24 protein-coding genes are annotated in these 24747 nt (G+C 67.7%); 7 read left to right on the plus strand and 17 right to left on the minus strand.

Annotated elements, in window-relative coordinates; genetic code table 11:
• Positions 1-6: 6 nt before the first annotated feature.
• Together ACXMYJ_RS06065 and ACXMYJ_RS06070 are read left to right on the plus strand one after the other, a co-directional pair.
• Positions 7-864, plus strand: coding sequence for a winged helix-turn-helix transcriptional regulator (locus tag ACXMYJ_RS06065; protein WP_260755205.1), 858 nt, complete (start codon positions 7-9; stop codon positions 862-864).
• Between the two features lie 121 nt (positions 865-985).
• Positions 986-1435: an Hsp20/alpha crystallin family protein gene (locus tag ACXMYJ_RS06070; RefSeq protein WP_460354683.1), complete on the plus strand. Its 450-nt coding sequence runs from the start codon at positions 986-988 to the stop codon at positions 1433-1435.
• 9 nt (positions 1436-1444) lie between these two features.
• On the opposite strand, the gene ACXMYJ_RS06075 is transcribed toward ACXMYJ_RS06070, so the two are convergent.
• A complete protein-coding gene (locus ACXMYJ_RS06075) occupies positions 1445-2041 on the minus strand; it encodes a GNAT family N-acetyltransferase (protein WP_460354801.1) in 597 nt (198 codons plus the stop codon).
• Positions 2038-2472, minus strand: coding sequence for a hypothetical protein (locus ACXMYJ_RS06080; RefSeq protein ID WP_460354686.1), 435 nt, complete (start codon positions 2470-2472; stop codon positions 2038-2040). Before ACXMYJ_RS06080 ends, ACXMYJ_RS06075 begins: the two co-directional genes overlap by 4 nt.
• Before the next feature lie 26 nt (positions 2473-2498).
• Here ACXMYJ_RS06080 and ACXMYJ_RS06085 point away from each other — a divergent pair, with 26 nt between their 5' ends.
• Complete coding sequence (locus tag ACXMYJ_RS06085; RefSeq protein WP_460354688.1) at positions 2499-2945, plus strand: cupin domain-containing protein; 447 nt, start codon at positions 2499-2501, stop codon at positions 2943-2945.
• Here the strand turns inward: ACXMYJ_RS06085 and ACXMYJ_RS06090 are convergent.
• Positions 2935-3663, minus strand: a complete 729-nt coding sequence (locus tag ACXMYJ_RS06090) for a 3-keto-5-aminohexanoate cleavage protein (protein ID WP_396885570.1) — start codon at positions 3661-3663, stop codon at positions 2935-2937. The genes ACXMYJ_RS06085 and ACXMYJ_RS06090 overlap by 11 nt on opposite strands.
• Before the next feature lie 154 nt (positions 3664-3817).
• Here ACXMYJ_RS06090 and ACXMYJ_RS06095 point away from each other — a divergent pair, with 154 nt between their 5' ends.
• Together ACXMYJ_RS06095 and ACXMYJ_RS06100 are read left to right on the plus strand one after the other, a co-directional pair.
• Entirely contained in the window at positions 3818-4750 is a 933-nt protein-coding gene (locus ACXMYJ_RS06095; protein ID WP_313901338.1) for a cyclopropane mycolic acid synthase family methyltransferase, read from the plus strand.
• Between the two features lie 90 nt (positions 4751-4840).
• Positions 4841-5737 carry a cyclopropane mycolic acid synthase family methyltransferase gene (locus ACXMYJ_RS06100; RefSeq protein ID WP_460354693.1) on the plus strand — a complete coding sequence of 299 codons (897 nt, stop codon included), beginning with the start codon at positions 4841-4843 and terminating at the stop codon, positions 5735-5737.
• Positions 5738-5813: 76 nt separating this feature from the next.
• Here ACXMYJ_RS06100 and ACXMYJ_RS06105 read toward each other — a convergent pair whose 3' ends face one another.
• Positions 5814-7049 (minus strand): KasA/KasB family beta-ketoacyl-ACP synthase, encoded by a 1236-nt coding sequence (locus ACXMYJ_RS06105; RefSeq protein WP_460354695.1) that lies wholly within the window; start codon positions 7047-7049, stop codon positions 5814-5816.
• Positions 7050-7143: 94 nt separating this feature from the next.
• Between ACXMYJ_RS06105 and ACXMYJ_RS06110 the strand changes: the two genes are divergently transcribed.
• Positions 7144-7359, plus strand: a complete 216-nt coding sequence (locus ACXMYJ_RS06110; protein WP_460354697.1) for a hypervirulence associated TUDOR domain-containing protein — start codon at positions 7144-7146, stop codon at positions 7357-7359.
• Positions 7360-7362: 3 nt separating this feature from the next.
• Here the strand turns inward: ACXMYJ_RS06110 and ACXMYJ_RS06115 are convergent, their stop codons facing one another.
• From ACXMYJ_RS06115 to ACXMYJ_RS06175, 13 genes are all read right to left on the minus strand, one after another.
• Entirely contained in the window at positions 7363-8133 is a 771-nt protein-coding gene (locus tag ACXMYJ_RS06115) for a VOC family protein (protein WP_460354699.1), read from the minus strand.
• Between the two features lie 82 nt (positions 8134-8215).
• Positions 8216-9121, minus strand: coding sequence for an amidohydrolase family protein (locus ACXMYJ_RS06120; RefSeq protein WP_460354702.1), 906 nt, complete (start codon positions 9119-9121; stop codon positions 8216-8218).
• A 124-nt stretch (positions 9122-9245) separates the two neighbouring features.
• Positions 9246-10670: an aldehyde dehydrogenase family protein gene (locus ACXMYJ_RS06125; RefSeq protein WP_460354705.1), complete on the minus strand. Its 1425-nt coding sequence runs from the start codon at positions 10668-10670 to the stop codon at positions 9246-9248.
• Between the two features lie 38 nt (positions 10671-10708).
• A complete protein-coding gene (locus tag ACXMYJ_RS06130) occupies positions 10709-12424 on the minus strand; it encodes a thiamine pyrophosphate-binding protein (protein WP_460354707.1) in 1716 nt (571 codons plus the stop codon).
• 2 nt (positions 12425-12426) lie between these two features.
• Complete coding sequence (locus ACXMYJ_RS06135) at positions 12427-13419, minus strand: acyl-CoA dehydrogenase family protein (protein WP_460354710.1); 993 nt, start codon at positions 13417-13419, stop codon at positions 12427-12429.
• On the minus strand, positions 13416-14600 hold the full coding sequence (locus ACXMYJ_RS06140) for an acyl-CoA dehydrogenase family protein (protein WP_460354712.1): 1185 nt from the start codon (positions 14598-14600) through the stop codon (positions 13416-13418). Before ACXMYJ_RS06140 ends, ACXMYJ_RS06135 begins: the two co-directional genes overlap by 4 nt.
• Positions 14597-15514, minus strand: a complete 918-nt coding sequence (locus ACXMYJ_RS06145) for an acyl-CoA dehydrogenase family protein (protein WP_460354715.1) — start codon at positions 15512-15514, stop codon at positions 14597-14599. Before ACXMYJ_RS06145 ends, ACXMYJ_RS06140 begins: the two co-directional genes overlap by 4 nt.
• On the minus strand, positions 15511-16689 hold the full coding sequence (locus ACXMYJ_RS06150) for an acyl-CoA dehydrogenase family protein (protein ID WP_460354718.1): 1179 nt from the start codon (positions 16687-16689) through the stop codon (positions 15511-15513). Before ACXMYJ_RS06150 ends, ACXMYJ_RS06145 begins: the two co-directional genes overlap by 4 nt.
• A gap of 9 nt (positions 16690-16698) precedes the next feature.
• Positions 16699-17847 (minus strand): CaiB/BaiF CoA transferase family protein, encoded by a 1149-nt coding sequence (locus ACXMYJ_RS06155; RefSeq protein WP_460354720.1) that lies wholly within the window; start codon positions 17845-17847, stop codon positions 16699-16701.
• A gap of 68 nt (positions 17848-17915) precedes the next feature.
• On the minus strand, positions 17916-18839 hold the full coding sequence (locus tag ACXMYJ_RS06160; protein ID WP_460354723.1) for an SDR family NAD(P)-dependent oxidoreductase: 924 nt from the start codon (positions 18837-18839) through the stop codon (positions 17916-17918).
• On the minus strand, positions 18832-20679 hold the full coding sequence (locus ACXMYJ_RS06165; RefSeq protein ID WP_460354726.1) for a flavin-containing monooxygenase: 1848 nt from the start codon (positions 20677-20679) through the stop codon (positions 18832-18834). The genes ACXMYJ_RS06160 and ACXMYJ_RS06165 overlap by 8 nt, the downstream gene beginning before the upstream one ends.
• Before the next feature lie 26 nt (positions 20680-20705).
• Positions 20706-22118 (minus strand): aromatic ring-hydroxylating oxygenase subunit alpha, encoded by a 1413-nt coding sequence (locus ACXMYJ_RS06170; RefSeq protein ID WP_460354729.1) that lies wholly within the window; start codon positions 22116-22118, stop codon positions 20706-20708.
• A gap of 10 nt (positions 22119-22128) precedes the next feature.
• Positions 22129-22992: an SDR family NAD(P)-dependent oxidoreductase gene (locus ACXMYJ_RS06175; protein WP_460354731.1), complete on the minus strand. Its 864-nt coding sequence runs from the start codon at positions 22990-22992 to the stop codon at positions 22129-22131.
• Positions 22993-23131: 139 nt separating this feature from the next.
• Between ACXMYJ_RS06175 and ACXMYJ_RS06180 the strand changes: the two genes are divergently transcribed.
• Positions 23132-24712: an SMP-30/gluconolactonase/LRE family protein gene (locus tag ACXMYJ_RS06180; protein ID WP_460354733.1), complete on the plus strand. Its 1581-nt coding sequence runs from the start codon at positions 23132-23134 to the stop codon at positions 24710-24712.
• The last annotated feature ends 35 nt before the right edge of the window (positions 24713-24747 follow it).

Below are 24747 nucleotides of genomic sequence, written 5' to 3' on the forward strand. Positions count from 1 at the left end.
GCGCGGATGCTCGGCCTACTCGGGGACGAGTGGACGCTGCTCATCGTGCAGCGGGCCATGCTGGGGACCCGCCGCTACGGCGACTTCACCGCCGCACTTCCGGTGTCCAATGCGGTGCTGTCGAATCGGCTCAACTCGCTGGCGGGCGATGAGCTGCTGGTCCGGCGGCAGTACCAGGACAACCCTTCGCGTTCGGAGTATCTACTCACGCCGAAGAGCCGCTCGCTGTGGCCGATGCTCACCTCGGTCTGGGAATGGGAACGACGGTGGGTACCCGACCACGCCGAACCCCTGCCGCAGATGCACCACACCGGCTGCGGCCGGGACTTCCGGCCGGAGATTACCTGCCGTTCCTGCGGCAGCGGCGCCGACGGGAAAGATGTTGTCGCACAATGGGGACCGAGCGGGTCATGGGCGCGGTCGATCCCGGCCGGCACGAACCGGCGGCGCTCCAGTGCCCGCCGCTGCGGGGCCGCGGTGCTGTTCCCGCAGACCATGAGTGTCATCGGCGACCGGTGGGCGTTCGCCCTACTGGTCGCCGCGTTCGTCGGCATCGGCCGGTTCACCGACTTCCAAAGTCAGCTCGGAGCCCCGCCGGCCACCATCGCGGGCCGGCTGTCGGTGTTCACCGATGAAGGGATCCTCGGCCAGGACGGCGGTCGCTACCGGTTGACCGAGAAGGGGCTCGCGTTCTTCCCGGTACTGGTGTGCGCGCTGGACTGGGCGCAGCGCTGGTTCCCGTCCCCGGAGGGACCCGCGGTGCTGCTGACCCACACCGCCTGCGGGCGCAGGTTCGCACCCGCGCTCGTCTGCGATCACTGCCGTGCACACCTGCGCGGAGCCCAGATCCGGGCCCTGAGATGAGCCGGAAAATTCGGCGCCAGGGCTGGCACTCTCCATGGTCGAGTGCTAATCTCGCTGCTGCACAGTGATTTGGCTGCCCGCCGGGGTGGCGGGCTCTGAGTGAGGTAGGAGGTGGATTGCTGTGCTCCGCTTTGATCCGTTCAGTGACCTTGATGCCTTGACCCGGGGCTTGCTGACCAGCCAGACCGGATCAAACCGAGCCCCACGGTTCATGCCGATGGACCTCTGCAAGATCGACGACCACTACGTGCTGACCGCCGACCTGCCCGGTGTCGATCCGGGATCGGTCGACGTGAACGTCGACAACGGCACGCTGACCATCTCGGCGCACCGCACCGCACGTTCGGACGAGTCGGCGCAGTGGCTGGCCAACGAGAGGTTCTTCGGCAGCTACCGCAGGCAGCTCTCTCTCGGCGAAGGCATCGACACGGGCGCCATCTCGGCAACCTACGAGAACGGCGTGCTCACCGTGACGATCCCGGTGGCCGAGAAGGCCAAACCGCGCAAGATCGAGGTCAGCCACGCCGGCACGCAGAAGTCGATCAAGACCACGACGATCGACGCCGAATAGTCCGGCGGCTCAGCCGTGGCGGTCCAGCCGCAACCGCAGGTTGGACCGCACGGCCGGCCACTCGATATCAAGAATCGAATACACCGCGGTGTCCCGGCGGGAGCCGTCGGGCAGCAGCTGATGACTGCGCAGGATCCCATCGAGCTTTGCGCCGAGGCGCTCGATCGCGGCCCGGCTGGTGAAGTTGAAGAAGTGGGTGCGGAATTCGACTGCGACGCAACCCAGAACGTCGAACGCGTGACTCAGCATCAACAGCTTGGTCTCGCTGTTGACGCCGGTGCGTCGCACCGCGTCGACGTACCAGGTGTTGCCGATCTCCAGCCGCCGGTTGGCGCCGTCGACGTTGAGATAGCTCGAGGACCCGATCAGCGCCCCGTCGCTTCCGCGCACCACGAAGGTCAAGCCGGTGTCCGGCCGCTGCAGGCCGAGTCGCATGTCGAGCCAGTCGCGCGCCCGGCCCGCCCGCGGCGTGCCGGTGAACCACAGCCGGCCCAGCTCGCCGTCGGCGGCTGCAGCCTCGATCTCCGGGAGATGTTCGGGGGCAAGCGGTTCCAGCCGAACCCAGCGGTCACCGGTCAACGTGACCGGCTCGACGAAGCCGGTCATCGCACGGTGGCCGGCACCGACGACGTCCACGCCGAGAGCATCGCCCAGATCGAGAGCAGCGCTGAGGCCAGCGCCAGCGCCGCGGCGACGTACAGACCGTATCCCGCCGACACCGGCGGATAGACGTAGAGTCGGTAGAACCACACCGCGAGCACGACCAGCACCACCGAAATCGCCAGTGCCGCCGTGGAAGCCATGCGCCCGGAGATTCCCCGCGCCGCCATCGCGCCCGCGACCACCAGTGTTGCCGCCAGCAGCACCACCAGCTGGCCCACCCCGAAGGCGGGCGGAGGCACCGGCATCGCGCCGGCCACCCCCCCGATCGCGTTGGCGCGGGCCCCGTCGGCGGATGTGAGCCACGGCAGCCACGCGCTGACGGCGATGAGCAACGCGCACAGCGCGACCAACCACCCCGGAAGCGCGCGAGCCATGGCGGGAAGACTACTAGGGTGAGCCGATGAGCGATCTTCCCGAGTGGGCGCGTCGCCTGGACCTCTCCCCGCACCCGGAAGGGGGCTGGTTCAAGGAAACCTGGCGCAGCGATCTCACGATCCCGCAGTCGGCGTTGCCTCCGGATTACACGGGGGTCCGCAACGCGGGAACGGCGATCCTGTACCTGCTCATGCCGGGGCAGCAGTCCGCCTGGCACACCGTGCGCAGCGCCGAACTGTGGCTGTACCACTTCGGCGGGCCACTGCTGCTGGAGGTCGGTGCCCAGCAGGAATCGGCGACCACCCACCTCCTCGGCGCCGACCTCGACGCGGGCGAGATCCCGCAGTTCGTCGTGCCGCCCGGGCACTGGCAGCGCGCCCGCCCCCGCGACGCCCAGCCCTGCCTGGTGAGCTGCGTGGTGGTCCCGGGATTCGATTTCGCCGACTTCGCGCTCGGCGCCTCTACCGACTGAACAGCTCCACCGCGGCCGAGCCCAGGGCCGCATTGCCGGCGGCGGCGGCACCGTCGGGCATCTGCAGCGTGTCCTCCAGGCCGATGCGCGTCTGCAGCCCCCGTACCCCGGCGTGTTGCAGCAGCGGCCAACAACTGGCGTCGAATCCGTGCAACAGAATCGGCGCCGGCGAGTTCGCTGCGGCGACGATGCCCAGCAGTTCGTCGGCCGTCGCCGTGTCGGCGTCCGACCCGAGTTCGATCATCACGCGCATGCAGTGCTGCGCGATGCCCGAGGCCGCCCAGGACTGCGCCGCCTCGGCGTGGAAGATGCCGACCTCCACGCCGAGCCCACGACCGAGCAGCAGTTCGGCGAGTTCCGGAGAACCGGGCTCATGCCAGTTCAGCGACGCGAAGTCCGGCAACACACTCCAGCCCTGCACCGCCCGGAGCCGTTGCCCGGGATCGGGCAGCGCCCAGAAGCCGGTCGTCACGCCGAGCGGCAGCCCCGGCAGCGCGTCCCGCACGGCGGCCACCGCGGCGTCGACCTCACCGGCGAGCAGCGAGTCGGCGCCCTCGGCGTCCTTGGGGTGCATGTGCACGGCCCTGGCGCCCGCCCGGTGCGCCGCCACCGCTTCGGCGGCCAGCTCCGCGGGGGTGACGGGCAGGTTCGGATGCTGGTCCGGCGTGCGGGCACCGTTGATGCACGCCTTGAGGTAGATCTGCGAGCTGCGGCTCATGAGCACCATCTTGACGGTCATGGGCGTGGGTCGCCCGGTGCGCGGCCCGTGCCGCGTACATTCAGACGCGGACCGTTTTCACGTTCTCCAGGCGGGGTAGTAGAGAACCAGCGTCCCGCCCGGGCGTGACATCTGCATGCCGACAGGACACTTGATGCCTAACAGCTCAACCGACCAAGCGAACCAGACCGCTGAATCCGCCTGGCTGTCCAAATCCGCGTCCCAGACCCGCGGCTCGGACAAGAAAGAAGTCCAATTCCACTACGACATCTCCAACGACTTCTTCAAGCTCTGGCAGGACCCGTCCCAGACCTACAGCTGCGCGTACTTCGAGCGCGACGACATGACCCTCGAGGAGGCTCAGCTCGCCAAGGTCGACCTGTCCCTCGGCAAGCTGGGCCTCGAACCCGGCATGACGCTGCTCGACATCGGCTGCGGCTGGGGGTCGACCATCCAGCGCGCTGTGGAGAAGTACGACGTCAACGTCATCGGCCTAACGCTGTCGGAGAACCAGAAGCAGCACATCGAGACCAACCGGTTCCCCAACATCGACACCAGCCGCAGCATGGAAGTCCGGCTGCAGCCGTGGGAGGAGTTCGACGGCAAGGTCGACCGGGTCGTGTCGATCGGCGCGTTCGAGCACTTCGGCTTCAACAAGTACGACGACTACTTCAAGAAGACCTTCAGCTGGATGCCCGACGACGGTGTGATGCTGCTACACACGATCATCATCCCCAGCGATGACGAGATCAAAGCCAAGAAGCTGCCGCTGACCATGTCGAAAGTGCGCTTCATCAAGTTCATCATGGACGAGATCTACCCCGGCGGTCGTCTACCGCTGGCCGCTCAGGTCACCGACGCGGCGACTCGTAACGGCTACAACGTCACCCGCGAGCAGCACCTGCAGCCGCACTACGTCAAGACGCTCGACACCTGGGCCTCGAACCTCAAGGACAAGAAGGACGAGGCGATCGCGATCACCTCGGAGGAGATCTACGAGCGCTTCTACAAGTACCTGACCGGGTGCGCCGACCTGTTCCGCGACGGCTACACCGACGTCGTCCAATTCACCTGCGAGAAACCGTAAATGACGCCCGTGTAGTAATTTGGGTACGCGCGTAACCTGGATGCCCACACGGAACGAGAATCCGCTTTTTCGGATGGAGGTCGGTCGGGGATGGTCAAGAGCACGGTGAACCCGCCCGAGGCGGGCAAGAACATGGAGCCCCACTTCGACGAGGTTCAGGCGCACTACGACCTCTCCGACGACTTCTTCGGCCTCTTCCAGGATCCGTCCCGGACCTACAGTTGCGCCTATTACGAACGCGACGACATGACGCTGGCCGAGGCGCAGCTGGCCAAGATCGACCTCGCGTTGGGCAAGCTGGATCTGCGGCCGGGTATGACGCTGCTCGACATCGGTTGCGGTTGGGGCTCGGTGCTCCGCCGTGCGGTGGAGAAGTACGACGTCAACGTCATCGGCCTGACGTTGAGCCGCAACCAACACAAGTTCGCCCAGGAACTGCTCGACGGCCTCGACACGCAGCGGTCCCGGCGCATCCTGCTGCGCGGCTGGGAGCAGTTCGAGGAACCCGTCGACCGCATCGTCAGCATCGAAGCCATCGAGGCGTTCCCGCAGGAGCGTTACGCCCCGTTCTTCAAGATGTGCAGCAGCGTGCTGCCCAGCGGTGGCCGGATGCTGCTGCAGGCCATCCTCGGCCATCCGCTGAAGAAGTGGCCCGAATTGGGCATTCCGATCACGATGACCGACCTCAAGTTCATGCGGTTCATCGCCAAGGAGATCTTCCCCGGCGGCTCGGTTCCCGGCGAAGACAACATCGTCGAACTGTCCACCGATGCCGGGTTCACGCTGGAGCACAAGCAGTACCTGAACAAGGACTATGTGCGCACCCTCGACACCTGGGCCGAGGCGCTGGAGGCCCATCACGACGAGTCCGTCGCGGCCACGTCCGAAGAGGTCTACCAGCGGTACATGAAGTACCTGACCGGATGCAGCGACTTCTTCAACCGTGGCATCAGCGAACTGGGTCAGTTCACCCTCGTCAAAGCCTGACCCCGCTGCCGGCGCAACCTGCATTCCGGCGGCAGAAGGTCGAGAAACGCCCTGTTCCGTTGCAGTTTCGGCGTCGCTAGGGGCGGCCGAACACCAGCGACACGTTGTGGCCGCCGAACCCGAACGAATTGTTGATCGCGTACTGGTAGTTGCCGGGCCGCGGGCTGCCTGCCACCACATCGAGGTGGATGTCCGGGTCCAGGTTCTTCAGATTGCGCGTCGCCGGCACCACGCCGTCGCGCAGGGCCAACAGCGTCAGAACCGACTCGACCGCACCCACCGCCCCCACCGAATGCCCGAGCGCCCCCTTCGGCGCGTACACCGCAGGTGAGTGGCTGCCCAGTGCGTTGTTGATCGCCACCGCTTCGGCGACGTCGCCCACCGTGGTTCCGGTCGCGTGCGCGTTGACGTGGTCGATGTCGATCGGTGACAGGCCGGCGAGCTCGATCGCCCGGGCCATCGCGTGGCCCGCCCGCTCGCCGTTGGGATCGGGGGCCACCATGTGGTAACCGTCCGAGGTGACGCTGGCCCCCATCAACCGGCCCACGATCCGGGCACCCCGAGCCCTCGCGTGCTCCTCGGTCTCGATCACCAGCAGCGCGCCGCCCTCCCCGAACACGAAGCCGTCGCGGTCCTTGTCGAAGGGCCGGCAGGCGCCCTGGGGGTCATCGTTGTTGGTCGACATCACGATGCGCATCTTGGCGAACGCGGCGATCGGCACCGCTTCGATGCGGGACTCCACTCCCCCGCAGATCGCGATGTCGGCGTCGCCGAAGATGATCTGCCGCCACGCCTGGGCCACCCCCTCGGAGCCCGACGCGCATGCCGACACCGGGGTCACCATCCCGGCGCGGGCATGGTGATCCACCGCGACCGCGGTGGACGGCGCGCTGGGCACGTATTGCTGCACCGCGTTCGGTGCGACGGCGCCATATCCGCGTTGGCGCAGGTCGTCGTACGCGAAGATCATCATCTCGATGCCGCCCATCCCGGTGCCGATCGACACGGCCAACCGGCGCGGATCCACCTCGGGCGAACCGGCGTTCTCCCACACCCGCCGGCCGAGCACCAGGGCCATCCGCTGGATGTACGAGTGGTTCGCGACCTCCTCGGGGGTCAGCTCCTCGTCGAAGGTCTCCAGCAGGTGCCCCCCGATGCGGACCGGCAGGTCGAACTCGTCGACGAACGAGTCCGGCAGGTACCGGATACCGCTGCGCCCGTCCAGTAGCGCCCGCCACGTCGACTCCACGTCCGTGCCCAGAGCCGTCGTCATGGCGATGCCGGTCACCACCACGTCCGGGAACTTAGCCATGGTCCCCCCATGCTGCCGATACTGTCGCCGGTAATGCGTGTACTCGACATGTACCCCACGAGTAGCGGGTCCCGCTACGGGTATCCGCAACCATATGGCAGAACAGAAGTTCACCACCGGTGACAAGGTGACCTGGCAGAGCCACGGCAGCACGGCCGAGGGCACCGTCGAGGAGAAGATCACCTCCGACACCGAGGCTGCCGGGCGCACGGTGCGGGCATCGCCGGACGAACCCCAATACCGGGTGCGCAGCGACAAGAGCGGCAACGACGCCGTGCACAAGCCCGACGCTCTGAAGAAGAAGTCGTGACGATCAGCTCTCGATCGACGACAGGTTGAACCCGGCGCCGGTCGGATCCGTCACCGCGGCCAGCCTGCCGTACGGGGTGTCCTCGGCGGCCCGCACGACACTCCCGCCGTTGTCCACGATGAGTTGCACGGTCTTGTCGACGTCGTCGGCGCCGAGGAAGAAGGACCAGCTCGACGGCGCCTCGCCCGGGATGCCGCAGCCGTCCATCACGCCGAGCAGCGCCGCACCGTCGAACAGGGCTGTGCTGTAGCGGAACTCATCGGAGTCGGACACGGTGTCGATGTCCCAGCCGAAAACCGTGCGGTAGAAGTCGAGAGCTTCCCGGTAGTCACGGGCGGTGAGCTGGTGGTAGACCGGTCCGCCGGGCTGGTCGACGAGTTCGTAGCCGTGGTGGCCGGTCGGCTGCCAGAGCCCGAAGAATGCGCCGGCCGGGTCGGTGATCATCCCCATCCAGCCCTTGCCGGGAACCTCCATCGGCGCCACGCACGAGGTGCCACCGGCCGCGGTGGCCTTGTCGACAGTGGTCTGGATGTCGGCGGTGTGCAGGTAGGTGGTCCAGGCGTCGGGGGCGTCCCACTGCGGGTCGTTGACCATCAAGCCCGCCACCGGTCGACCGTCCAGGAGTGCGGTGACGTAGCCGCCGTACTCCGGGCCGGCGGTGTCGAAGGTCCAGCCGAAAACCCTGCCGTAGAAGTCCTTTGCGCGGTCGAGGTCGGAGGTGGCCAGGTCGATCCAGATGGGGGCGCCCAGCGGGACGCAGGTACGGAGGGGCATCGAACTCTCCTGTTCAGTGGTCCAGGGTGGTGTGTCATCGATGCAGACCGACGGACCGGCGGAAACTCATCGCGCCCCGGCGCTAGGAGGCGAGCCCCAGCACCCGCAACGCGTTCTGCTTGTAGATCAGCGGCACCACCGCCGGGTCGATGTCGAGAGTGTCGAAGTCGCGGCGCCAGCGTTCGAGCTGGATGTACGGGTAGTCGGTGCCGAACAGCACCTTGGTACGCAATTGGCGTCCCATCGCTTGGACCAGTTGGGGCGGAAAGTACTTCGGCGACCACCCCGACAGATCGATGTAGACGTTGGCCTTGTGCGTGGCGATCGAGATCTGCGCATCCACCCACGGCACGGCCGGGTGGGCCATCACGATCGTCAGCTCCGAAAAGTCGGCGGCGACGTCGTCGAGGAGCATGGGATCGCTGTAGCGCAACTTGATGCCGTGGCCACCCGGCAGCCCGGCGCCCATACCGGTCTGCCCGGTGTGGAACAACGCGGGCACACCGGCCTCGGCGATCGCATGGTAGATCGGGTAGTGGGCGCGGTCATTGGGCTCGAACGCCTGCATGCTCGGATGGAATTTGAAGCCCTTGACGCCGTGATTGCGCACCAGGTCGTGGACACGGTGCACGGCGTGACGGCCCTGCCACGGATCGACGGAGCCGAACGGGATCAACACGTCGTTGTTGCGGGCGGCGCCGGCCACCAGGTCCTCGATCGAGTTCGGCGCGTGCCGCATGCCGTGGCGGGCGTCGATGGTGAACACCACCGCGGCGGTGTTGTGCTGTCGGTACTGCTCGGCGACGGCGTCCACGCCGGCCGCGACGCCTTCCAAGGCGAAGGGCATCTTGAAGTACCTGCCGGTCGCCTCGACCAGAACGTCGTCATAGGCGCGGTGGCCGTGGCTGTCGACCTCGACGTGGGTGTGGATGTCGATCGCCGCGACCGCGTCGAAATCGATTCCGTACTCGTACTTTTCACTCGACACTGCGCCGAGCGTACGGTTTCTGAGCGATTTCCGCCGCCGATATCCGTCAGAAACACCTACGCTCGCCCGAGCACGCCAGGGTTTGGCGGCAGGCGTACCCCGGCGCGCCGTGATCTCGGGGGGTTTACGAGGGGGCGTAGCCCAGCGCGGCCTTGACCTCGAGGAACTCGTCGAATGCGAACGGGCCCCACTCCCGGCCGTTGCCGCTGCGCTTGTAACCGCCGAACGGCGCGGCCATGTCGAAGCCGTGGTTGATCGCCACCGACCCGGCCCGGATGCGGCGCGCCACCGCGCGCGCCTTCTCCAGGTCGGCGCCCGAGACGTAGCCGGCCAGACCGTATTCGGTGTCGTTGCCGATCTCGACAGCCTGGTCGATGTCGTCGTAGCCGAGGATGCATAGCACCGGGCCGAAGATCTCCTCACGGGCGATCGTCATGTCGTTGGTGACATTGGCGAACACCGTCGGCTTGACGTAGTAGCCCTTGTCGAGGCCGTCGGGCCGGCCGGTGCCGCCGACGACGAGCGTGGCGCCCTCGTCGATGCCCTTCTGGATCAGGCCCTGGATCTTGTCGAACTGCGCCTTCGACGCGACCGGCCCGATCGCGGACTTGTCGGACCGATCGCCGACCTTGACCGCGGACGCGGTCTCGCGGGCCACCGCGATCGCCTCGTCCATCCGCGAATTCGGCACCAGCATCCGCGACGGCGCATTACAGCTCTGCCCGCTGTTCACCATCATCACCGACGTGCCCGCGGCCACGCTCTTGGCGAAGTCCTCGTCGTCAAGCACGATGTTCGGGCTCTTGCCGCCGAGCTCCTGGGTGACCCGCTTGACGGTCGGGGCCGCGTTGCGCGCCACCTCGACGCCGGCGCGCGTCGAGCCGGTGAACGAGACCATGTCGATGTCGGGATGGCTGGAGATCGCGGCCCCGACACCGGGCCCGTCACCGTAGACGAGGTTGTACACCCCGGCGGGAACCCCTGCGGCGTCCAGGATTTCGGTGAAGATCTGCGCCGAATACGGCGCGACCTCCGACGGCTTGAGCACCATCGTGTTGCCGGTCGCCAGCGCCGGGAACACCTTGCAGGCGATCTGGTTGATCGGCCAGTTCCACGGCGTGATCAGCCCGCACACCCCGATCGGTTCCTTGACCACCAGCGTGCTGCCGTGCTGCTCCTCGAACTCGAAGTTCTTCAGCGCATCGATCGCGGTCGCCAGGTGCCCCACCCCGAGGTTGACCTGCGGGCCTGATGCCAGCCCCGCCGGTGCGCCCATCTCCTCGGTGACGGCCTCAGCCAGATCGCCGGCCCGCTTCTGATATTCGGCCATGATCGCGCCGAGCAGGTCGAGGCGCTCTTCGCGGGTGGTCTGCGACCAGGTGCCGAACGCGCGTCGCGCCGCGGTGACCGCGAGGTCGACGTCGGCCGACGACCCCAGTGCGATCGTGCCGGAGATCTCCTCGGTGGTCGGGTTGTCCACCTCCAGCGCGTTGGGCCGGACCGGGTCGACCCACTGGCCGTCGATGTAGTGCTTCAGATATTCACGCATGGTGCCATCCTTACTCAAAGGTTCGCCGATCCCTAGGCCTACTGGGTGCCTTCTGCATACCAGGTGCGGAACCGGTCGTACTTCGGCATCTCCTCGGAATTGGCCTTCGGGTCGATGCAGACGTGCACGACCGCGGTCTTGCCGCTGGCGTAGGCCCGCTGGATGGCCGGACCGATCTCGTCGTCCTTCTCGACATACTCGCCGTGGCAGCCGAAGCCCTCGGCGATCTTGTCCATCCGGACGTCCTTGCTCCAGTGCACACCGGGCTGCGGCGACGGCTGCTCGAAAGTCCGCTTGTAGACCCCCACTTCGAGGCCCCACTGGTGGTCCACGCCGACCACGCAGACCAGCGGCAGGTTCTCCCGCGCCGCGGTCTCCAGCTCCGCGATGTGGAACAGGAACGCCGAATCGCTGGTGAGCAGCATGACCGGGCGGTTGCGACCTTCGGCGACCGACGCGCCGACGGCGTACGGCAGCCCGGTGCCGAGGTGGCCGAAGTTCTGGTTCCAGATCACGTCGCGCGGTTTGGTCTGCGAGTAGGTCCACTGGAAGATCACCGTGGCGCCGCCGTCGCGGACCATGATTCCGTCCTCGGCGTACTCGTCGAAGGCTTTGGTCGCCTCGACGACGAAGCGGGCCGGATGCACCGGGGTGCGGCCGCTCGGGGCTTCGTCGGCCACCCGGGCCAGCTCGTCGGCATCGGCCTTGACCAGGGCATCCAGATTCGCCGAGGCGCTGCGCGGGGTGTCGCGCAGCGCCTCGACCAGCTGCGGCACCACCCCGCGCAGATCGCCGACCAGCGGCACGTCGAAGGATCGGTTCACGCCGATCGCGGTCGGATCCTGCTCGACGTACACCCACTTGCGGTGCGCGTCGTTGCCGGCCCAGTGCTGGGTCCGGCCGTAGTGCATGGGCTCACCCAGTTCGGTGCCCAACGCCACGCACAGGTCCGACTGCTCGACGGCCTGATTGGCGGCCGGGGAGAACAGGTACGGGAAGGTACGGTCCTGCAACCCCGGGATGAACGAGGTGCCGCCCGAGGTCTGGATCACCGGACAGGCCATCAGCTCGGCCAGCTCCTTGACCTGCTGCTGGGTCCGAGACGTGTGAACGCCATGTCCCACCAACAGGATCGGACTCTCGGCCTGGCGGATCAACTCGACCGCCCGGGCCACCTCGGGTGCGCCGGCGCCCTGGTTCACCAGCCGGTACGTCGACGGCGGCGGCGCCTCCCCCACGTTGAGCTCTTCGAGGATGACGTGCGAGGGGAACTCGATGTAGGCGGGGCCGGGAGTGCCCGACATCGCGCGCCGAATCGCCTCGTGCACAATCTCGTCGGTCTGGTCGGCGTACTCGATCGAGCTGCTGTACTTCACCGACGGCGCGAAAAGCCCCTCCTGCTGGACGAACTGGATCCGCCCGCGACGCACCCGGCGCTCGGTGATGCGGGCGCGCTGGCCGCCGAGGAAGATCACCGGCGAGTTCTCCACCAGCGCGCACATCATCGCGCCGGCGATGTTGGCCACGCCCGGTCCGAGAGTGCCGATGCACAGACCGGGCTTGCCGGTCATCCGGGAGGCGGCCTCGGCCATGAAGCCCGCGCTGAGCTCGTGGTGCGGCGCGACGACCGACCATCCTCGAGCGTCGGCCTCGGTGAACATGTGCACGAAGTTGGGGTCGGGGATGCCGAACAGCGTGTTGACGCCCTCGGCCTCGAACAGGTCGAGAATGCGCTTATACACGGGTACACCCATGGTCAAATCCCTTTCGAATATCTTTGCGAGAGTCGTTTCCGTTGTGCTGCAGCCGAACCGAACAACGAGCGGTTCAGCGTGGCGCGTTTGAGATAGACGTGGATGCCGCTCTCCCACGTGTAGCCGATGCCGCCGTGCAGCTGCATGGCCTTGCCGGCCACGTCGACGGCGGCCGAGCAGGCGTAGGATTTCGCCATCGCGGCGGCCACTGCGGCATCGCCGCCGTCGGCGACGACCCGGACCGCGTCACAGACGAGCCGACGCGATACCTCGATGGCGACCAGCATGTCGGCGCAGGCGTGCTTGACGGCCTGGAAGGATCCGATGGGGCGCCCGAACTGGTGCCGCACCTTCACGTATTCGACAGTGGCCGTGAGCATCTGCTCGGCCAGACCCAGGCTGTCGCAGGCGAGCGCCACCTCGGCGCGATGCCGCACGGTCTCCGGAGCGCCGGTCAGCGGGAGCAGTTCGGTGACCTCGGCCGCGTAGGCGCTGACGGTTGCCAATTGCCGGGTGCTGTCGACCACCGGTTGGGAAACCACGGTCACCTGTGCCGGGTCCACCACCGCCACGGCGCCGCCGACGAGGACCAGAATCCGGTCGGCGCCGACAGCGTCGGGGACGAAGCCGGCGTGTCCGGTCAGCCGGCCGCCGTCGACGGCGAATCCCTCCGTCACGACGGCCAGCCGCCCGGGCCCGGATGCGACGGCGCCGAGCAGCTCGTCGCGAATACCGCTGGGCGACAGTTTGTTCAACACTCCGACAGCCAGAACTGCGCTGCCCAGGAAGGCGTTCGCTCCGGCGGCACGCCCGATCTGGTCGAGGATCACCGCCGTCTCGACGAACGTCGCCCCGGATCCGCCGAGGCTGTCCGGGACTTCCAGGCCGGGCCAGCCCGCGTCCACCAGCACCGGCCAGTCCACGGCACGGTCCTTGGCGAGCACACCGCCGGCGACCGAACGCAGCTCGTCGTGGAACTCGGAGAAGTCCGTCATCCGACGCTCGGTTCCCGCGGCAGGCCCAGCCCGCGTTCGGCGATGATGGTGCGCTGGATCTCGCTGGCACCGCCGGGGATCGTCCACTCCCAGGAGCCCACGAAATCCAGTACCCAGGAACCTGATTCCCATCCGCTCGACATCGGCTTGGCCAGCTCGGTGTGAGCCTCCAGGCCGCCGATCTCGGCGCCGAAATCGGTCAGCCGCTGCAACAGTTCGCTGTAATACAGCTTGACGACCGACGCGTCCGCCGGTCCGGCCGCGCCGTGTTCGACGATCTGCCGGCACAGCCCACGCAGTCCGGTGATCTCGGTCTCGAACCCGGCCAATCGGTCGGCGACGATCGGGTCGTCCAGCGGCGCGGACTCCACCAGCCGGCGGAATCCGGCCGTGCCGAGCCGCTCCGCGAGTTCGAGCATGGTCATCCCCCGCTCGGCGCCCAGCGTCGCCTGCGCCACCTGCCAGCCGTTGTTCTCCGCGCCGATCAGGTTGGCGGCCGGAATCTTCACCTCGTCGAGGAAGATCTCGCAGAAGTGCGAGTCACCGATGGCGTTGCGGATCGGGCGCACCTGCACGCCCGGGGTGGTCATGTCCAGCAGAAAGTACGAAATGCCCGCGCTCTTTCGAGCACCGGGGCGCTTCGGCGCATCCGGGTCGGTGCGGGCCAGCAACAGGCACCAGTCCGCATGCATCCCGCCGCTGGCCCACAGTTTCTGTCCGCTGACCACGTAATAGTCCTCGCCGTCGGCGCCGCACCGGCGGGCGGTGGTGCGCAGCGCGGCCAGATCCGAACCCGCCTCGGGTTCGGAGAAGCCCTGCACCCAGATCTCGCCGTCGAGAATTGCCGGCAGGTGCCGCCGGCGCTGCTCGTCGGTGCCCGCGACCAGCAGGGTGGACGCGGCGTGGTGGATCCCGACGAACGCCAACACGAGCCGGGGCGCATCATGGGCGGCCAGCTCCTGGTACAGCACCACCTGCCGGTCGACCGAGAGGCCACCACCCCATTCGGCCGGCCAGTGCGGCACGGCGTATCCGGCGCTGTGCAGTTCGGCGAACCACGCCTTCTGGAAGCGGACGAACTCGTCGTCGCTCACCCCGGTCTGGGTGGCCCGCCAGTCGGCCGGGATGTGGTCGCGGCACCAGGCCCGGACCTCGGCGCGGAACTCGTCGAGCACGGTCATGCGAACAGTCCCGTCAGGCCGCGGCGGCCGGCACGCCGGGTGAGGTGGTCTCGCGTGGCGGACAGTCCGAACGGCAGCCGGCGCAGCGGTTGGCTGTGGCGCGACAGCCATGACAGGGTCGTCTCGTCGCAGAAGCCGGCCGCGCCGTGCAACTGGTGGCACACCCGGAACACCACCTCGGCGGCTTCGATGGCGGCCATCCGCAGTGCGAGCGCGTCGTCGACGGCCTGCGACTGGTCGGTGGCGATGCTCCACACCGCGTGCTTGGCCAGGATGTCCACCCCACTGCGCTCGACTTCGGCGTCGGTGAGCTGGAACTGCACCCCCTGAAACGAGGCCAGTGTCTGGCCGAACTGTTGACGCAGGCTCACGTGCGCGACGGTCAGCGCCACCGCGCGGTCGAGCATGCCCAGCAGGCTCCAGCACGGCAGCACCAGTGCCAGAGCGACGTCCGCGGCGCCGGCATTGTCGACGGGAGAGAGCTCCAGCTCCGTGACGAACGCCGGCCCGGTACCGCGGTGCCCGGCGATCAGCGACCGGTTGCCGTCGAGATCGACTGCGGCCCAACGCAGATCCAGACCGGCGATCGCGGCGGCCGGGCGGGCGCCGCCGGCCACGACGAGGCCGTCGACATCAAGGTCCGCGGGTGCGGCCAACCGCTCGGCGAGCGGGTACGGCAGCGCCCAGTAACCGGCACTGCGGCACAGGGCGGCAGCGGCTTCCAGACCGTCGGCGTCGGTGCGCGGGTCCAGATCCCACGCGCCGAGGCCGTCCAGGACGGGACCGACCAGTGCTGCACGGGTGTCGGGCGCGGCCTCGGCCTGTTCGACCAGCCGGTCTCCGCCGGCGTTCTCGAAAGCGTGCAGGGCCTGCCTGCCGTATTCCAGCGCGTCGTCGCTGAGATCCAGGATCATTTCCCATCTCCTGCTGAGAGCATTGCGCGGGACAGCAGAATGCGTTGCATCTCAATGCTCCCCGACGACACAGTGGACGCCTGCGAGTAGCGCCAGTGGTCGTCGACCTCACCGAGGAACCACGCCGCGCGGTGGTCGTCATGGCACACCTGCGCCGCGATGTCCATCAACACCTCCGCGCTGTCCTGGTCCAGTGTGGTGACCGCGATGCGGTAGGCCGACGCGTCGCCGGGGGTGATGCGACCGCTGCTCTGCAGCGCGACCACCCGGTAGGCGAGCAGCCGGGCGCGGCGACAGTGGGTCAGCATCCGGATCCAGCGGCCCCGCAGCTCGGCGGGCAGCGACTCCCACCGGTCCCCCAGCACCGCCGGTGCTGCCGCCAAAAGCCGTTCGCAGCGGGCGTATCTCGCAATGCCGACGCGTTCGAACGCCATCACGTCCTGCACGATCGACCAGCCCGCGCCGACGGTGCCGAGCACGTCAGCCTCGGTGACCCTCAGGTCGTCGAAGAACACCTCGTTCAGGTGGTGCGGGCCCAGCATGGTGCGGATCGGGCGCACCGTGATCGCCGGATCGTCCATCGGCACAAGGAAGATCGTCAGACCCTGCTGCTTCTTCCGGGTGGTGCCCTCCCCCACCTTCGAGGTGCGCGCGAGCAGGAAACACCACTGCGCCATCGTCGCGTACGACGTCCAGATCTTCTGACCGCTGACCAGCCATCCGTCGCCGTCCTCGGCCGGGCGAGCGTAGGTGCGCAGCGACGCCAGATCCGAACCCGCCTCGGGCTCGGAGAAGCCCTGGCACCAGATCACCTCACCCGCGGCGATGGGCGGGAGGTGTTGACGCTGCTGTTCTTCGGTGCCGTGGCGCATGATGATCGGGCCGACCCAGTTGACCCCCATGTACTGCGCGCCGCGCGGTTCGTGGTGGGCCCACATCTCCTCGCGCACCACCGTCTGCTCCCACACCGACGCGCCACTGCCGCCGAACTGCTCGGGCCAGGCCAGGCACAACAGGTTGCGTTCGGCCAGAGTGCGGCAGAACGCCTGCGCGGTCTCCAGGTCGGCCGGGTCATCGGTGAACGCACCGAGGAAGTGCTCGGGCACATGCTCGTTCACCAGATCGCGGAGCTCGCGGCGCAGGTCCGCGGCGCGCTTGCCCATGTCGAAGTCCATCGGTTGCTCCTATTCCGCGCCGAGGCCGAGTTCGTCGAGCACCGCCGTGGTGTCCGCGCCGAGTTCCGGGGCCGGCCCTCGCACCCGGCCCGGCGTGCGGGAGAACCAGGTCGGCACGCCGGGGAACCTGACCGGGCCGTGCGGGGTGTGCACGGTCTCGAACAGGCCCACCGCGTTCAGGTGCGGGTCGTCGAACAACGCGTCGGGGGTGTTCAGCGGCGCTGCGGGAATCTCCAGTTCCCGGAACAGGTCCAGCCATTCGGCGGTGGTCCGCTCGGCCAGCGTCTCGGCGACGAGCCCGTACACCGCATCGATCTGGTGAGCGCGGGCTTCCAGCGTGGCGTAGGTCTGCGAGGACCAGGCCGGTTGCACCGCGTCGATGAATGCGTTCCAGTGCTTGTCGTTGTAGATCAGCGCGGCGATGTAGCCGTCCTTGGTGCGGTAGGGACGGCGGTTCGGAGCGACGGTCCTCGGATACACGGCCGGCCCGAGCGGGGGGTCGAACATGGCGCCGTTGGCATGTTCGACCAGCATGAACGAGGCCATCGTCTCGAACATGGCGACCTCGACCTCCTGGCCCTCCCCGGTCCGCTCCCGATGGAACAGCGCCATCGTGGTCGCGTAGAGGGCCGTCAGGCCGGCCACCTTGTCGGCGATGATGGTGCCGACGTAGTCGGCCTCACCGGTGAGTTGCCGCTGCACAGCCGGGATTCCGCACTCCGCCTGGATGGTGTCGTCGTAGGCGGGGCGGTCCCGCTCCGGCCCGCGCCGCCCGTACCCGTAGCAGTTGGTGTAGACGATCGACGGGTTGATCGCGGCGACGTCGTCGTAGCCGAGGCCCAGTTTCGCGATCGCCTTCGACCGCATCGAGTGGATGAACACGTCGGCGCGTCCCACCAGCGCCCGCATCGCGACCTTGCCCTCCTCGGAGCGCAGATCCAGCACCACACTGCGCTTGCCGCGGTTGACGTTGACGAACACCCCGCTCATGCCCGAGACAGGACCGACCGAGATGAAGCGGGTGTTGTCGCCCTCGGGCGGTTCGACCTTGATCACGTCGGCGCCCATGTCGGCCATGATCTGGGTGCAGTACGGACCCATCACCATCGCGGTGAGATCGACGACGCGGATGCCCGCCAGCGGTCCGTTGTCAGCCATATAGCGGCCTTTGTAGTCTGCTCTTCGCGCAAGCGCTCATCGCCGTGATCCGCTCTTCGCGCAAGCGCTCATCGCCGTGATCCGCTCTGGCTCGCCATCGCGAAGCTGTACCGGATGTGGTCGCCGTGGCCGTCCGGAACCACCGGGAACGTGAGCGGCGCCGACCGGTCCCGGATCGCGTCGAGGTTCTCGGCGACGTCGGCAATGGTCCACGACGGCTGGTACACGCCAACGGATTCGGTGACGGCCGCGGTGGCGACGCGGCCGGCCAGCGCGATGAACATCTCCCCGGTGACCGAACAGCTTTCGTGGGCCAGGTAGCCGACGACGGGCGCGACGAGTTCCGGCCCCATCGGGGGGTACGCCGAGGTGTCGATGCCGGCGGCCATCCGGGTCACCGCGGCGGGCACGATGACATTGCTGGTCACGTTGTGGGCCGCTCCCTCCATCGCTGCGACGTTGGACAGCCCGATCACGCCCGCCTTGGCCACGGCATAGTTCGCGACCTCGTGGTTGCCGTAGAGCCCGCCGATCGACGACGTCAGCACGATGCGGCCGTAGCCGGCGTCGCACATCGCCGGGAACGCGGGACGCACCACGTGAAAGGCGCCGCGCAGGTGCACGTCGAGCACGGCTTCGAAGTCTTCGTAGGTCATCTCCGCCAGCGGTGCACGACGCACGATGCCGGCGTTGTGAACCAGGATGTCGACGCCGCCGAAGCGCTCCTGCGCCGTAGCGATGATGGCCTGTCCCCCGTCCGGGGTGGCGACACTGCCGGTGCTGGCGACGGCTTCGCCCCCGGCGGAGGCGATCTCGTCCACGACGGCCTGGGCCGGACCGGTGTCGGTGCCCTCACCGTCGAGGGCACCGCCGGGATCGTTGACCACCACCTTGGCGCCGTGGGTCGCCAGCATCAGCGCATACGCGCGCCCCAGCCCGCGGCCGGCACCGGTGACCACGGCGACACGGCCGTCGAACCGCAGGTCAGCCACGGAGCTCGAGACCTTCGAGGGCGCCCGTCGCCCGCCAATCGGCGATCAGGTCGCCGAACGCATAGAAACCCGGCGAGTAGAAGTCGCCGAGGAACGAGCCGTTGTTCTCCGCGCCGCCGCGGCCCTCGTTGTTGTAATAGCCTGGCGTGCAGGATAATTCGAATGCCGAGTTGTCGATGGCCAGCTCCCGGACGGTCGCCACCCAGGTGTCCTGGCCGCCCTGGGAGGGCTCGACGGTCGTCGCGCCACGGCCCTGCGCCTCGGCGATGATGTAGGCGATGTGTTCGGCCTGCTGCTCGAACATCGCCGTGGTGTTCGCCGATACGCCGCCCTGGATGAAGCCCATGAAGAACTGATTCGGGAAACCGCGGCTCGTCATCCCGTGCAGCGTCTTGTAGCTGTCGTGCCAATGGTCGAAGAGGGAGAGCCCGTCCCGGCCCACGATGCGGTCGATCGCGTACCGGCGGCTGATCTCGGTCGAGATCTCGAAGCCGCTGGCGAAGATGACGCAGTCGACCTCGTACTCGACACCGTTGGCGACGATCCCCTTCTCGGTCAGCCTCTCCACGCCTTTGGATTCCGACACATCCACCAACGTCACGTTGGGCCTGTTGAAGGTGGACAGATACTGCTCGCTCGAACACGGCCGCTTGCACATGAACCGGTAGTACGGCTTGAGGGCTTCTGCCGTGGCGGGGTCCTCGACGAGGGCTGCGACGCGGCGCCGCAGCCGCTCCATGATCTTGTAGTCCTCCTCCTCGCGGAACGCCATGATCTGTTCGATCGTCACCGCGGTGGGGTCGGGGCTGCTCGCGATGCGCGCGGTCAGATTGCGGCCGAGTTCGGTCCAGAAGTCGCACACCAGGTCGGGCTCGCCGAACACGACCCCGACGAACGGCGACCAGTTGTGGAAGTTCCGTTTGCGCTCCTCCTGCCAGCCTGGCTGCAGCGAGGCCGCCCACGCCGGATCGGTAGGGGTGTTGACCCGCTCGTCCACCGACGACGGTGTCCGCTGAAAAACGAACAGCCGCTCGGCATCCCGGCCGAGATGGGGTACCAGCTGGACTCCGGTCGCGCCGGTGCCGACCAGTGCGACGCGCTTGTCGGCCAGCTTGTGCAGGCCGCCGTCGGCGTCACCGCCGGTGTAGTCGTAATCCCAGCGGGCGGAGTGGAACACGTGCCCGCCGGCGTTCCGGTAGTCCTTGATGCCGGGGATGCCGGGCAGCTTCGGGCGGTTGTAGGAGCCCTGCGCCATGACCACGAACCGGGCCCGGATGTCGTCGCCGCGGTCGGTGCTGATCCGCCAGCGCTGCAGTTCGTCGTCCCACACCAGTTCGCGCACCTGGGTGGAGAACAGCGCCCCGTCGTAGAGTCCGAAGTGCTTTCCGATGTTGCGGCAGTGGCCGAAGATCTCGGCCCCGTCGGCGAACTTCTTGCTCGGCATGAAGCCGAGTTCCTCGAGCAGCGGGATGTAGCAGTACGCGTCGTTGTCGCACTGGATGCCGGGGAAGCGGTTCCAGTACCACACGCCGCCGAAGTCACCGGCCATCTCGACAACGCGGATTCCGGTCACCCCGGCTTTTCGCAGGTACGCCCCGGCGAGCAACCCGGCGAACCCGCCGCCGAGGATCACGACCTCGACGTCCTCGGCGACCGGGTCACGCTCGACCACCGTCGTGTAGGGGTCCACCTCGTAGAACTCGGCGAGATCGCCTTCGAGTTCCAGGTATTGCGAGGCGCCCTCGGGGCGCAGCCGCTTGGCCCGCTCCTGAGCGTACTTCTCCCTCAGTGCCGGGATGTCGATGTCGGTCGGTGTGGCGGTCGGCCCGCAGGTCTGCACAGTTCCTCCTTCTGACGCCGGTATCGCTAGATCTCGCGGGGTTCGCCCGTTCCCATGTACTTGGACAGTTGGTGGTGCAGGTTGACGGTGCTGCGTTCGCGGTACGGGTTGGGTAACGTGCCGGGGAAACCGGCCGACTTCATGCCCTGCTGCACCGCCGCCATGTTGGAGAAGTCCTGCGGCAACACCGAGAGCCAGTTCGGTGAGTCCTTCGGCGTGTACGCCCATTCCGTCTCGGGTTCTTCGCCTTTCGGGTACAGCTCGAACACCGCCACCTCGAAAATGCACTTGTTCGGGTCATAGCTCGGATCGGGGCGGGCCGAATAGCACAGCGCGCTCGTCAGGCCCTGCCCGACCTGGAAGTTCGGGAAAACCTGCCACGCCGTGCCGCTCTGGCCGAGGATGTCCGGCGGGATTGTCGGCCAGATGACGCCGCGGGCCTCGTCGTCGCGCCGCGCTGAGGCCAGCCAGTGTTGCAGCACCTGGTCGGCGGGGGTGCCTTCGGGCAGTTCGTCGACCAGCCGCTTGGCGGCGTTGACCAGTGTCTGCGTGGTGGTCGCGTTGGTCTCTTCCATGGTGTAGACCTGCATCTCGGCGGTCGAGATGCGCGGATCACCGGTGCCGAGACGGATCTTGGACTTGGTCTCGTCCATGCCCTTAGGTGCGTCGTAGCCGATGTTGCTGTGCTTGCCCTGGGCTTTGGCCCAGCCCTTGAATTCGCCGAACCTGTTGAACTCCGGGTGGGTGGTGAACACGTGGTAGGTCTCGTTGAAGGCCTCCATCGCGACCTTCCAGTTGCAGTCGAAGTACAGCCATTTGCGCCACTTGTAGCGCATGTTCTCCAGACCGAACGGTTCGAGGATCTTCGACGCCGGGAACAGGTAGTCGGCCAGCGGCTCGCAGTCGGGGTCCATGTTGATGAACAGCCAGCCGCCCCAGGTATCCACCTGCACCGGCGCCAGGTGGGTGTTGCGCGGAGTGAGCACACCCTTCCAGTCGTCCTGTTCCCGAATGTGCGTGCACGTGCCGTCCAAACCGTATGTCCAGCCGTGGAATCCGCAGACGAACGACTTGCGGGCCCGGCCGACCGCGTTCTTCGCGCCGTCCGGAGTGTCGACGAGCCGTCGTCCGCGGTGCATACAGACGTTGTGGTGGGCGGCAAAGGCGGTCTCACCGGTGCGAACCACGATGATCGAGTCGTCGAGGATGTCGTAGGTCAGGTAGCTTCCGACTTCGGGGATCTCTTCGACGCGGCCCACCTGCTGCCACACCTTGCGCCACAGCTTGTCGCGTTCGGCGCGCGCATATTCCTCGGAGATGTAGGCCTGCACCGGGATGGTGGTCGGCTCCGACAGGTCCTCGGCGATCTGGCCTGTCGAATCGTCCGGATCGCCGTCGACCTCGATCGCGGCGTCGAGATCGGATTCGGTGTGGGTCATGCTCTTCCTTTCAGGGCCGGCTGATGGCTTGTCGGAAGGATTCGTCCTTGAGGAACAGCGACGTGTTGTCGGCGCCGAGGTGGCTCCACTTGAGGTTGAGCCCGCCGTCGACGAGCAGCGTCTGCCCGGTGATGTAGCTCGACAGGTCGGACAGCAGGAACAGGATCGCGCCGGCCTGCTCCTCCGGGGTGCCGCGGCGCCCCATCGCGATCGCGGTGCGGTCACGTTCGGGATCCTCGTCGACGTACATGCGCGACGCCGCTGTCTCGGTGACCCCGGGCGCCACCGCGTTCACGCGGATGCCATCGAGCGCGAGTTCGACGGCCATGGTCCGGGTCATCGCGACGATCGCTGCTTTGGCCGTTCCGTAGGCGATGTGAAACGGCGCGGTGTTCATGCCGCTGATCGACGACACCGACACGATCGACCCAGGATTGCCCTGGCTGCGCAACTCGCCACTGATGGCCTGGCTCATGAAGAACGTGGTCTCGAGGTTCGCGGCGAACAGGGCGCGCCAATCGTCACGGCTGACGCGGGTCGACGGCATCCAGGTCGACGGTGCCGCACCGCCGGCGATGTTCACCAGACCGTAGAGGCGGCCGTCGGTGCGGCGCACCGTGTCGAGCACGGTCGCGATGCCGTCATCGGTGGACGCGTCGGCGGATACCGGGACGACGGCCAGCCCCTGCTGGGCGAGCGGTGCGACGTGTTCGTCGAGGTTGGCCGAGGAACGGCTGACCGCGACGACCGTGGCGCCCGCCTCGGCGGCCAGCCGGGTGACGGTGGTGCCGATGCCCCCGCCGCCGGCGCCGGAGATGACGACGACCCGGCCGTCGAGGCTGAGCGGGATACCTGGGCGAACGGTTCCCGTCACGTCAATTGTCCGGACAAATAATGGTGCTCTGCATATTGCAGAACACTATTCCGCAGGGATTATGTGAGCGTCAAGGCCGAGATTGCGTTGGTTACGCGCCTATTGTCTGGACTAGCAGCGCTTGCTAACGTCCGATCGCATGAATGCCCGGTACGCCGCGCCCGAACCGTGGACCGCCGCAGGATGGCAGGTCCGTAGGCTGACCGCGCCCAGCCGTCTGTACGGCGCGAACGGCCTGCGCACCGGCCCCGATGGCCGGGTCTACGTGGCCCAGGTGACGGGAAGTCAGATCAGCGCGCTGGACCTCGAGTCGGGGCGGCTTGAGACTGTCAGCCCGAAGGGCGGGGACATCATCGCCCCCGACGACGTCGCGTTCGGCGACGACGGCACCCTGTTCGCGACCGAGGTGATGGACGGCCGGGTCTCGGCCCGGGACACCACCGGCCGGTCGCGGGTGCTGCGCGACGACCTGCCCTGCGCGAACGGGATCACGGTGCACCGCGGCCGGTTGTTCATCGGCGAATGCCGCGACGGCGGCCGGCTGATGGAACTGCCGCTCGACGGCGGCGCTCCCCGCGTCCTGCTGGAGAACCTTCCCTCGCCCAACGCGATGGAGGTGGGACCCGACGGACTGCTGTACTACCCGCTGATGACGGCCAACGAGATCTGGCGGGTAGACCCCGACGGGGGCGAGCCGCAGCGGGTGGCCGCGGACCTCGGGGTGCCCGATGCGGTGAAATTCGATTCCGACGGCTTCATCGTGTCGACTCAGGTGGCCAGTGGCCAGGTGCTGCGCATCGATCCCCGTAGCGGGGAGAGAACTGTTCTTGCGCAGCTGAATCCGGGCCTGGACAACCTGACTTTGGTCGGTGAGCGGCTGTTCGTGTCGAACTTCACCGGGGAGATCACCGAGATCCACTCCGACAGGCGGACTTCGACGCTGTTGCCCGGCGGCCTGAACTGGCCGCTGGACCTGACAGTGGCCGACGGACGCCTTTACGTCGCCGACGGCACGTACTTCTATCAGGTGAGCCCCGACGGATCGCTCCATACCGTCGGGATGCTGTTCTCTGCCGGTTATCCCGGGTTCCTGCGCGGGGTCACCGCCGTCGGCGCGGGCGAGTTCGTCGTCACCACCTCCGGCGGTCAGGTGGCCCGTTACCGCCCCACTGACGGCGAAACCGACTTCCTGGCCACGGATTTCGATCAGCTCTACGGCATCGACGTAGCCACCGACGGCACGATCGTGGTCGCCGAACTCGGCACCGGACGGGTACTGGCCGTGCGCGCAGGCGGCACCGAGACGCTGGCAACCGGACTACGGGAACCCGTCGGTGTGGCCACCGACCCCGACGGTGCGCCGTTGGTGGCCGAGTCGGGCGCCGGCCGGATCGTGCGCGTCGGCTCCGGTGGCGTCGACATAGTCGTCGACGGCCTACAACGTCCACAGGGGATCCACGTGTGCAACGGCAGGCTCTACATCGTCGACGCCGGCGCCAAGGAGCTCGTCGAGTTCGACCTGTCCACCAAAGCCCGTACCACGGTGGCCGCGGGGCTCGCCGTCGGCGCGCCGCCGGGAGTCGAACCCAAACCGCTCAAAGGCATGCCGCCGTTCTCCGGTCCGCAGGGACCGTTCGCCGGGGTGACGTCCGGGCCCGACGGCACGCTGTACGTGTCGGCTGACGGCGATGGCAGCGTGCTGGCGATTGCCCGGTTATGACCGACGAGCGCTTGCGCGAGGAGCCGATATGACCG

It is taken from the genome of Mycobacterium sp. ZZG (assembly GCF_054786995.1).

What these genes read in the sequence shown, in the direction of transcription:
- ACXMYJ_RS06065 (WP_260755205.1), top strand. Translation starts at nt 7, where the DNA reads ATGCTCGGCCTACTCGGGGACGAGTGGACGCTGCTCATCGTGCAGCGG.
- ACXMYJ_RS06075 (WP_460354801.1), bottom strand. Translation starts at nt 2,041, where the DNA reads ATGACCGGCTTCGTCGAGCCGGTCACGTTGACCGGTGACCGCTGGGTT.
- ACXMYJ_RS06080 (WP_460354686.1), bottom strand. Translation starts at nt 2,472, where the DNA reads ATGGCTCGCGCGCTTCCGGGGTGGTTGGTCGCGCTGTGCGCGTTGCTC.
- ACXMYJ_RS06085 (WP_460354688.1), top strand. Translation starts at nt 2,499, where the DNA reads ATGAGCGATCTTCCCGAGTGGGCGCGTCGCCTGGACCTCTCCCCGCAC.
- ACXMYJ_RS06090 (WP_396885570.1), bottom strand. Translation starts at nt 3,663, where the DNA reads ATGAGCCGCAGCTCGCAGATCTACCTCAAGGCGTGCATCAACGGTGCC.
- ACXMYJ_RS06095 (WP_313901338.1), top strand. Translation starts at nt 3,818, where the DNA reads ATGCCTAACAGCTCAACCGACCAAGCGAACCAGACCGCTGAATCCGCC.
- ACXMYJ_RS06100 (WP_460354693.1), top strand. Translation starts at nt 4,841, where the DNA reads ATGGTCAAGAGCACGGTGAACCCGCCCGAGGCGGGCAAGAACATGGAG.
- ACXMYJ_RS06105 (WP_460354695.1), bottom strand. Translation starts at nt 7,049, where the DNA reads ATGGCTAAGTTCCCGGACGTGGTGGTGACCGGCATCGCCATGACGACG.
- ACXMYJ_RS06110 (WP_460354697.1), top strand. Translation starts at nt 7,144, where the DNA reads ATGGCAGAACAGAAGTTCACCACCGGTGACAAGGTGACCTGGCAGAGC.
- ACXMYJ_RS06115 (WP_460354699.1), bottom strand. Translation starts at nt 8,133, where the DNA reads ATGCCCCTCCGTACCTGCGTCCCGCTGGGCGCCCCCATCTGGATCGAC.
- ACXMYJ_RS06125 (WP_460354705.1), bottom strand. Translation starts at nt 10,670, where the DNA reads ATGCGTGAATATCTGAAGCACTACATCGACGGCCAGTGGGTCGACCCG.
- ACXMYJ_RS06130 (WP_460354707.1), bottom strand. Translation starts at nt 12,424, where the DNA reads ATGGGTGTACCCGTGTATAAGCGCATTCTCGACCTGTTCGAGGCCGAG.
- ACXMYJ_RS06135 (WP_460354710.1), bottom strand. Translation starts at nt 13,419, where the DNA reads ATGACGGACTTCTCCGAGTTCCACGACGAGCTGCGTTCGGTCGCCGGC.
- ACXMYJ_RS06140 (WP_460354712.1), bottom strand. Translation starts at nt 14,600, where the DNA reads ATGACCGTGCTCGACGAGTTCCGCGCCGAGGTCCGGGCCTGGTGCCGC.
- ACXMYJ_RS06145 (WP_460354715.1), bottom strand. Translation starts at nt 15,514, where the DNA reads ATGATCCTGGATCTCAGCGACGACGCGCTGGAATACGGCAGGCAGGCC.
- ACXMYJ_RS06150 (WP_460354718.1), bottom strand. Translation starts at nt 16,689, where the DNA reads ATGGACTTCGACATGGGCAAGCGCGCCGCGGACCTGCGCCGCGAGCTC.
- ACXMYJ_RS06155 (WP_460354720.1), bottom strand. Translation starts at nt 17,847, where the DNA reads ATGGCTGACAACGGACCGCTGGCGGGCATCCGCGTCGTCGATCTCACC.
- ACXMYJ_RS06170 (WP_460354729.1), bottom strand. Translation starts at nt 22,118, where the DNA reads ATGACCCACACCGAATCCGATCTCGACGCCGCGATCGAGGTCGACGGC.
- ACXMYJ_RS06180 (WP_460354733.1), top strand. Translation starts at nt 23,132, where the DNA reads ATGAATGCCCGGTACGCCGCGCCCGAACCGTGGACCGCCGCAGGATGG.